Genomic DNA, 7864 nt, shown 5'->3' on the forward strand with positions numbered 1-7864 from the left:
TTATTGGACTCAGGTGTCTTATGGAAAAGTACACACCTCATTACGATTTGGCGGTGATAAAGGCGGATGTCAGGCGGCTTGGCAGCAAGGCGTTCACAAGGACCGCAAAAGAATCCGGTGAGGAACTCGGCTTTAGTATCGAGGGGATGCAGATCGTGATTGACGAGTTACAAAACAGGATGTTGTACAAGTCGATGACAGCCTAGGGCAATCATCGAATGTGGCAGGACGTGTACCACACGCACGCGAAAGATCGGGAGATTTACGTCAAGGTCACTTACTCCTTAGAGGGTGCCCCTCCGGTGATCTCCTTCAAGGAGAAAAATGTATGAAGGTAAAAGATTGCTACATCTGTGGCGCTCCCAGAGGGTTGACCTATTTTGAGGGCCGCAGTGAAACCATCAGCATCAGAGGTATGGAACGCCGTGTCGACAACCTTTCAGGCTGGGAGTGCACAGTATGCCGCGATGGTTTCTGGGACCCAGATAACGACAGTACCGACCGCTACGATGCCGCAAAGACTGAACTGACCCTCGCTGCCCGGCAAATGATCGGTGCCGAGATGAAACGCATCCGTCGCAAACTCCACCTTACGCAAAAAGAAGCGGTAGAGTTGCTGTCCAGTGGCGGCCACAACGCATTTTCTCGCTACGAGCGCGGCGAGCTTCTTGCCCCCAAACCGTTGGTGTTGCTGATGCGGCTATTGGATCGTCACCCGCATTTGCTGACGGATGCGAAGATCCTGGTAGAAGGCGCAGACCTGCGCAACGCCTTCACCTACACCGTGAACGACGACGCAGAAGCACTCAAGGCGTCCTAGCAGGCAAAAATAAACCCGGCACCAGGCCGGGTTTATTGTTCACACATCGATCAATGCAGAATCTGGCTCAAGAACAACTTGGTCCGTTCATTCTGCGGGTTGTCGAAGAAGTCATTCGGCGCCGCCTGCTCCACGATTTCGCCCTTGTCCATGAAGATCACGCGGTTGGCCACGGTACGCGCGAAGCCCATTTCGTGGGTCACGCACAACATGGTCATGCCGTCTTCGGCCAGGCCGATCATGGTGTCCAGCACTTCTTTCACCATTTCCGGGTCGAGGGCCGAGGTCGGCTCATCGAACAGCATGATCTTCGGCTTCATGCACAAGGCACGGGCAATCGCCACACGCTGTTGCTGGCCGCCGGACAGTTGCCCCGGGAACTTGTGGGCCTGCTCCGGGATGCGCACGCGCTCCAGGTAATGCATGGCAATTTCTTCGGCCTTGCGCTTGGGCATCTTGCGCACCCACATCGGCGCCAGCGTGCAGTTCTGCAGGATGGTCAGGTGCGGGAACAGGTTGAAGTGCTGGAACACCATGCCGACTTCACGGCGGATCGCTTCGATCTGCTTGAGGTCGTTGGTCAGCTCAACACCATCGACCACGATGCGGCCCTGCTGGTGCTCTTCCAGACGGTTGAGGCAGCGGATGGTGGTGGACTTGCCCGAACCCGACGGGCCGCACAGCACGATACGCTCGCCCTGCTTGACGTTGAGGTTGATGTCTTTCAACACGTGGAACTGGCCGTACCACTTGTTGACGCCCTGCATCTGGATAATGCCTTCAGGACTCACAGGCTGTTTGATCGCTTCGCTCATAACATCAACTCCTAACGCTTGTGGCCTGTGTCGAGCTTGTGTTCCAAATGAATGGAATAGCGCGACATACCAAAACAGAAAATCCAGAACACCAGGGCCGCGAACACGTAGCCTTCAGTGGCCATGCCCAACCATTTAGGGTCGGCGGCAGCTTGCTTGACGCTGTTGAGCAGGTCGAACAGGCCGATGATGATCACCAGGCTCGTGTCCTTGAACAGCGCGATAAACGTGTTGACGATGCCCGGGATCACCAGCTTCAGGGCTTGCGGCAGAATCACCAGGCCCATGCTGCGCCAGTAACCCAGGCCCATCGCTGCGGCCGCTTCGTACTGGCCTTTAGGGATCGCCTGTAAACCACCGCGCACCACTTCGGCCACGTAGGCGGACTGGAACAGGATCACGCCGATCAGTGCCCGCAGCAGCTTGTCGATGCCCATGCCTTCCGGCAGGAACAACGGCAGCATCACCGAAGACATGAACAGCACGGTGATCAACGGCACGCCGCGCCAGAATTCGATGAAGGTCACGCAGACCACACGAATCGCCGGCATGTTCGAACGCCGCCCCAGTGCCAGCACGATGCCCAACGGCAAGGCGCCGGCGATGCCGACGGTGGCGATCACCAGGGTCAGCATCAGGCCGCCCCATTGGCTGGTCGCCACGTTGGTCAGGCCGAAGATTCCGCCGTGCAGCAGGAAGTAGGCAATGATCGGGTACAGCACCAGGAAGCTCAGGCCGTAGACCGCCTTGCGCTGGAAGCGCGAGATGAACAACGGCGCCACACCGACGATGGCCAGCCACACGGTCAGGTCCACACGCCAGCGCAGGTCGCCGGGGTAGTAGCCGTACATGAACTGCCCGAAGCGTTGTTGGATAAACACCCAGCAAGCGCCCTCTTTGGTGCAATCAGCGCGCGTCGTGCCGACCCAATTAGCATCGAGGATCGCCCAATGCAGAATCGGCGGCACGATCAGGTAGATCAGGTAGAACGCCAACAGCGTCAGCAGGGTATTGAGCCAGCTGGAGAACAGGTTGGCGCGCATCCACGCCATTGGCCCGAAGACTTTGCTCGGCGGCGGCATATCAGGTTTGAAAGTATGCGAACTCATGTGCGTTTCCTCACCGCTCGATCAGCGCAATGCGCTTGTTGTACCAGTTCATCAGCAGGGAAATGCTGATGCTGATCGCCAGGTACACGCTCATGGTGATGGCAATAACCTCGATGGCCTGGCCGGTCTGGTTGAGCACCGTGCCGGCAAAAAGCGAGACCATTTCCGGGTAACCGATACCGGCGGCCAACGACGAGTTCTTCGCCAGGTTCAGGTATTGGCTGGTCAGCGGCGGAATGATCACCCGCAGGGCCTGCGGGATGATGACCTTGCGCAGCGTCGGCCCAGGGCGCAGGCCCAGGGAGCGTGCAGCTTCGGTCTGGCCGTGGCTGACGGACTTGATGCCCGAACGCACGATCTCGGCAATAAACGCTGCCGTATACACGGTAAGCGCCAGGGTCAACGCCAGCAGTTCAGGGATCAGTACCCACCCGCCGACAAAGTTGAAGCCTTGCAGCTTGGGCATTTCCCAGTGCAGTGGCGCGCCGAAAATCAAGGCGCACAACGCCGGGATCACAATCAACAGCGCCAGGCCGACCCAGAATTTATGGAACGGTACGCCGGTGGCTTCAAAGCGCTTGTTGGCCCAGCGAGCCATCAGCACGATAGCCACGATGGCGACGACAACGCTGACCACAAACGGCCAGAAACCGTCGGCGGCGATCGCTGCCGGCATGTTCAGGCCACGGCTGCTGACAAAGAAGGTGTCACCGAAGTTATGGCTGTTGCGCGGCCCCGGCATGGTCAGGAACACCGCGAAGTACCAGAACAGGATCTGCAGCAGCGGCGGAATGTTACGGAACACTTCCACGTACACCGTCGCCAGCTTGTTGATCATCCAGTTGGGCGACAAACGCGCCACGCCGATGATGAAGCCGAGCAGAGTCGCCAGGACCACACCGATCACGGTCACCAGCAAGGTGTTGAGCAGGCCGATTACAAAGACGCGGGCATAGCTGTCCGATTCGGTGTAGTCGATCAGGTGCTGAGCGATGCCGAAGCCGGCACTGCGCTCAAGAAAGTCGAACCCCGAGGTGATGCCCCGGTGTTGAAGGTTGGTTTGCGTATTGTTGAAGAGGTACCAGCCCAGCGAGACCACCGCCACAATCGTGATGATCTGGAAGAGCCACGCACGCACTTTGGGATCGCTGAAGCTGAGCTTCTGCTTTGGTGCGCCGATTTGATTTTGCATGTAGTGCCCCGGAAATAATGGAACAGAACATCACCCGGTGGTTGGCCCACCGGGTGATAGAACCATCAGCGATCAGCGCACAGGTGGTGCGTATTGAATGCCACCGTTGTTCCACAGTGCGTTCATGCCACGGTCGATTTCCAGCGGAGTGGTCTTGCCGAGGTTTTTCTCGAAGACTTCACCGTAGTTACCCACTTGCTTGACGATCTGTACAACCCAGTCTTTTTTCACTTTCAGGTCTTTGCCGTATTCGCCGTCAGCACCGAGCAGACGCGCAACGTCCGGGTTCTTGGTGGACTTGGCTTCAGCTTCGACGTTTTTGGAGGTGATACCGGCTTCTTCAGCGTTGAGCATGGCGTAGCCAACCCAGCGCACGATAGCCAGCCACTCGTCATCGCCGTTACGCACGACCGGGCCCAGCGGTTCTTTGGAAATGGTTTCCGGCAGAACCACGTAGTCCTTCGGCGAGGCCAGCTTGCTGCGCTGTGCGTAGAGCTGGGACTTGTCGGAGGTCAGCACGTCGCAACGACCGGATTCCAGCGACTTGGCGCTTTCATCGGAGGTGTCGAAGGTGATCGGGGTGTACTTGAGGTTGTTGGCGCGGAAGTAATCCGACACGTTCAGCTCAGTGGTGGTACCGGCCTGGATGCAGATGGTTGCACCGTCCAGTTCCTTGGCACTTTTCACGCCGAGCTTGTTGTTAACCAGGAAGCCAACACCGTCGTAGTAGGTGATGAAGCCCGGGAATTTCAGGCCCATGCCGGCATCGCGAGAGCTGGTCATGGTGGTGTTACGGGACAGAATGTCGACTTCGCCGGACTGAAGCGCGGTGAAACGCTCCTTGGCATTCAACTGGCTGAATTTGACTTTAGTTGCGTCACCGAAAACGGCGGCGGCTACAGCGCGGCACACGTCAGCGTCGATCCCCAGGATCTTGCCGCTGGCATCCGGTACCGAGAAACCCGGCAGACCGTCACTCACGCCACATTGCACAAAGCCTTTCTTCTGCACGGCGTCCAGGGTAGCGCCAGCTTGGGCGAAACCACTGACACCCAATACAGCCGCCGCACACACGATGGCCAGGGTGGACTTCAATACCTTCATTCAAACCTCCAGTTTTGCTCTTGTTGTGTCGGAGCTCGAACCTCAGCGCACCCTTATGAGGCGATATTGACCTGTGTTGGCTTTTTTTAGGTCAAGCGGCATGAGGTTGTCGCAGTAATTCCAGTGGCTATCCCATAAACGGCAGTCACTGATAGTGTTACCGTCTATAGATAGTTCTGACATCGACCTACACATAGCAAGCCCCGTACCAGAGTGGCGGCTGAGTCGTTTCAGCCCATGGTCAATAGAAAAAGATTCAACCTTGCGACATTCTCTTAACAGATCAACCCGTCGCGCACCGTTCCGACGCACCCAATCGGAGCGCACGCACATATATGGAGCAGACATGACCGAACCCTTGATTCTTCAGCCCGCCAAGCCCGCAGACGCCTGCGTTATCTGGTTGCATGGCCTGGGTGCCGATCGCTACGACTTTTTGCCGGTCGCCGAAGCGCTGCAGGAAACCTTGCTGACCACCCGCTTCGTTTTGCCCCAGGCGCCCACCCGCGCGGTGACCATCAATGGCGGCTATGAGATGCCCAGCTGGTACGACATCAAGGCCATGAGCCCGGCCCGGTCCATCAGCCTGGAAGAGCTGGAGGTGTCGGCAAAAACCGTCACGGACCTGATTGAAGACCAGAAGAGAACCGGAATAGACGCCTCGCGGGTTTTCCTTGCCGGTTTTTCCCAAGGCGGCGCTGTGGTCTTCCACACCGCCTTCCTTAATTGGCAGGGCCCTTTGGGTGGCGTGATCGCCCTCTCCACCTATGCGCCAACCTTTGGTGATGAGCTGGAATTGTCCGCCAGCCAGCAACGCATTCCGACCCTGTGCCTGCACGGCCAGTACGACGACGTGGTACAGAACGCGATGGGCCGCAGTGCCTACGAGCATCTGAAGACCCGTGGTGTCACCGTGACATGGCAGGAATACCCAATGGGCCACGAAGTGTTACCCGAAGAGATACGCGACATCGGTGCCTGGTTGACCGCTCGCCTGGGCTGAAAACCCCACATTATGTAGCCGTATGACAGACGCACTACGCCGCGCCCGATTCTTGCATTACACTGGCCGGCGTACATTCCTTAACCAATTAATGAGATCACCGTGCTCAAAGCACTTAAGAAGATGTTCGGCAAAAGCGAGGCTGAGCCGCTCGCGCCTGTTCCCACTGCGCCTGTCCCTACCTATGGCAGCCGCAATAACGGTAAACAGTCCGACCGGACCGCCCCTGTCGCCCAGCCAAAGACGCCAACGGTGACACCGCCTGAACAGGCAACCCCCGCTGAGGCCACCCCCGCCCCGGCCCCTGAGCCAAAAGCACCACGGCGTGAACGCGCGCCCAAACCGCCGGTGATCCCGTGGAAACTCGAAGACTTCGCCGTCGAGCCCCAGGAAGGTAAAACCCGCTTCCACGATTTCAAGCTCGCCCCTGAACTGATGCACGCCATCCAGGACCTGGGCTTCCCGTACTGCACGCCGATCCAGGCGCAAGTACTGGGCTTCACCCTCGCCGGCAAAGACGCCATTGGCCGCGCCCAGACCGGCACCGGCAAGACCGCCGCGTTCCTGATCTCGATCATCACCCAACTGCTGGAAACCCCGCCGCCGAAAGAGCGCTACATGGGTGAACCACGCGCGCTGATCATCGCCCCGACCCGGGAGCTGGTGGTGCAGATCGCCAAGGACGCCGCCGACCTGACCAAGTACACCGGCCTCAACGTCATGACGTTTGTGGGCGGCATGGACTTCGACAAACAGCTCAAGCACCTCGAAGCCCGTCACTGCGACATCCTGGTTGCCACCCCGGGCCGTCTGCTCGACTTCAACCAGCGTGGCGACGTGCACCTGGACATGGTCGAAGTGATGGTGCTGGAAGAAGCCGACCGCATGCTCGACATGGGTTTTATCCCGCAAGTACGTCAGATCATTCGCCAGACCCCGCCGAAAAACGAACGCCAGACCTTGCTGTTCTCCGCGACCTTCACCGAAGACGTGATGAACCTCGCCAAGCAGTGGACCACCGACCCGTCCATCGTCGAGATCGAAGCGCTGAACGTTGCCAGCGAAAACGTCGAACAGCATATCTATGCCGTCGCCGGTGCCGACAAATACAAACTGCTCTACAACCTGATCAACGACAACGGTTGGGAGCGCGTGATGGTGTTTGCCAACCGCAAGGACGAAGTGCGCCGCATCGAAGAACGCCTGGTGCGTGATGGCGTCAACGCCGCGCAACTGTCGGGTGATGTGCCGCAGCACAAGCGCATCAAGACGCTGGAAGGTTTCCGCGAAGGCAAGATTCGCGTACTGGTGGCCACCGACGTGGCTGGCCGCGGGATTCACATCGACGGCATCAGCCACGTGATCAACTTCACCCTGCCGGAAGTGCCGGACGACTACGTACACCGCATTGGCCGTACTGGCCGTGCCGGCGCGGCGGGTGTGTCGATCAGCTTTGCCGGTGAAGACGACTCGTATCAGTTGCCGTCGATCGAGACGCTGCTGGGGCGCAAGATCAGCTGCGAAACACCGCCGACGCACCTGTTGCGCGCCGTGGAGCGCAAGCGCCCTTAACGGCTGGAATACGGTTGCACCTGTGGGAGCTGGCGTGTGTGGGAGCTGGCTTGCCTGCGATAGCATCACCTCGGTGTGACTGACACACCGAGGTGCCTGCATCGCGGGCAAGCCCGGCTCCCACACATGCCCGCTCCCACATTTGATTTCAGCGTCTTCAAGTTCCAGAAGGAATCATGAACCACGCCGACTGCATCATCATCGGCGGCGGCATTGCCGGGGCGTCCGCCGGTTTTACCGAGTCTCCCC

Annotated in this window: 7 protein-coding genes and 1 pseudogene; 4 read left to right on the forward strand and 4 right to left on the reverse strand. The window is 58.7% G+C overall.

The window, feature by feature from the left end:
- Positions 1-20 precede the first annotated feature (20 nt).
- Both WBB95_RS17610 and WBB95_RS17615 read left to right on the forward strand, forming a co-directional pair.
- Positions 21-332 (forward strand): annotated as a pseudogene (locus WBB95_RS17610) (type II toxin-antitoxin system MqsR family toxin).
- Positions 329-820 carry a type II toxin-antitoxin system MqsA family antitoxin gene (locus WBB95_RS17615; protein ID WP_424488750.1) on the forward strand — a complete coding sequence of 164 codons (492 nt, stop codon included), beginning with the start codon at positions 329-331 and terminating at the stop codon, positions 818-820. The pseudogene WBB95_RS17610 and the gene WBB95_RS17615 overlap by 4 nt, the downstream one beginning before the upstream one ends.
- A gap of 50 nt (positions 821-870) precedes the next feature.
- Here WBB95_RS17615 and WBB95_RS17620 read toward each other — a convergent pair whose 3' ends face one another.
- The 4 genes from WBB95_RS17620 to WBB95_RS17635 form a co-directional block, all read right to left on the reverse strand.
- Positions 871-1635, reverse strand: a complete 765-nt coding sequence (locus WBB95_RS17620; protein WP_010444394.1) for an amino acid ABC transporter ATP-binding protein — start codon at positions 1633-1635, stop codon at positions 871-873.
- 11 nt (positions 1636-1646) lie between these two features.
- Positions 1647-2744 (reverse strand): amino acid ABC transporter permease, encoded by a 1098-nt coding sequence (locus tag WBB95_RS17625; RefSeq protein WP_424488751.1) that lies wholly within the window; start codon positions 2742-2744, stop codon positions 1647-1649.
- A gap of 10 nt (positions 2745-2754) precedes the next feature.
- Complete coding sequence (locus WBB95_RS17630) at positions 2755-3936, reverse strand: amino acid ABC transporter permease (protein ID WP_424488752.1); 1182 nt, start codon at positions 3934-3936, stop codon at positions 2755-2757.
- Positions 3937-4008: 72 nt separating this feature from the next.
- Positions 4009-5040, reverse strand: coding sequence for an amino acid ABC transporter substrate-binding protein (locus WBB95_RS17635; protein ID WP_424488753.1), 1032 nt, complete (start codon positions 5038-5040; stop codon positions 4009-4011).
- A 346-nt stretch (positions 5041-5386) separates the two neighbouring features.
- Between WBB95_RS17635 and WBB95_RS17640 the strand changes: the two genes are divergently transcribed.
- Positions 5387-6043, forward strand: coding sequence for an alpha/beta hydrolase (locus WBB95_RS17640; RefSeq protein ID WP_424488754.1), 657 nt, complete (start codon positions 5387-5389; stop codon positions 6041-6043).
- Between the two features lie 96 nt (positions 6044-6139).
- A complete protein-coding gene (gene rhlB, locus WBB95_RS17645) occupies positions 6140-7615 on the forward strand; it encodes an ATP-dependent RNA helicase RhlB (RefSeq protein ID WP_424488755.1) in 1476 nt (491 codons plus the stop codon).
- The last annotated feature ends 249 nt before the right edge of the window (positions 7616-7864 follow it).

Origin of the sequence: Pseudomonas sp. (assembly GCF_049645325.1) — a bacterium.
Classification (GTDB): domain Bacteria; phylum Pseudomonadota; class Gammaproteobacteria; order Pseudomonadales; family Pseudomonadaceae; genus Aquipseudomonas.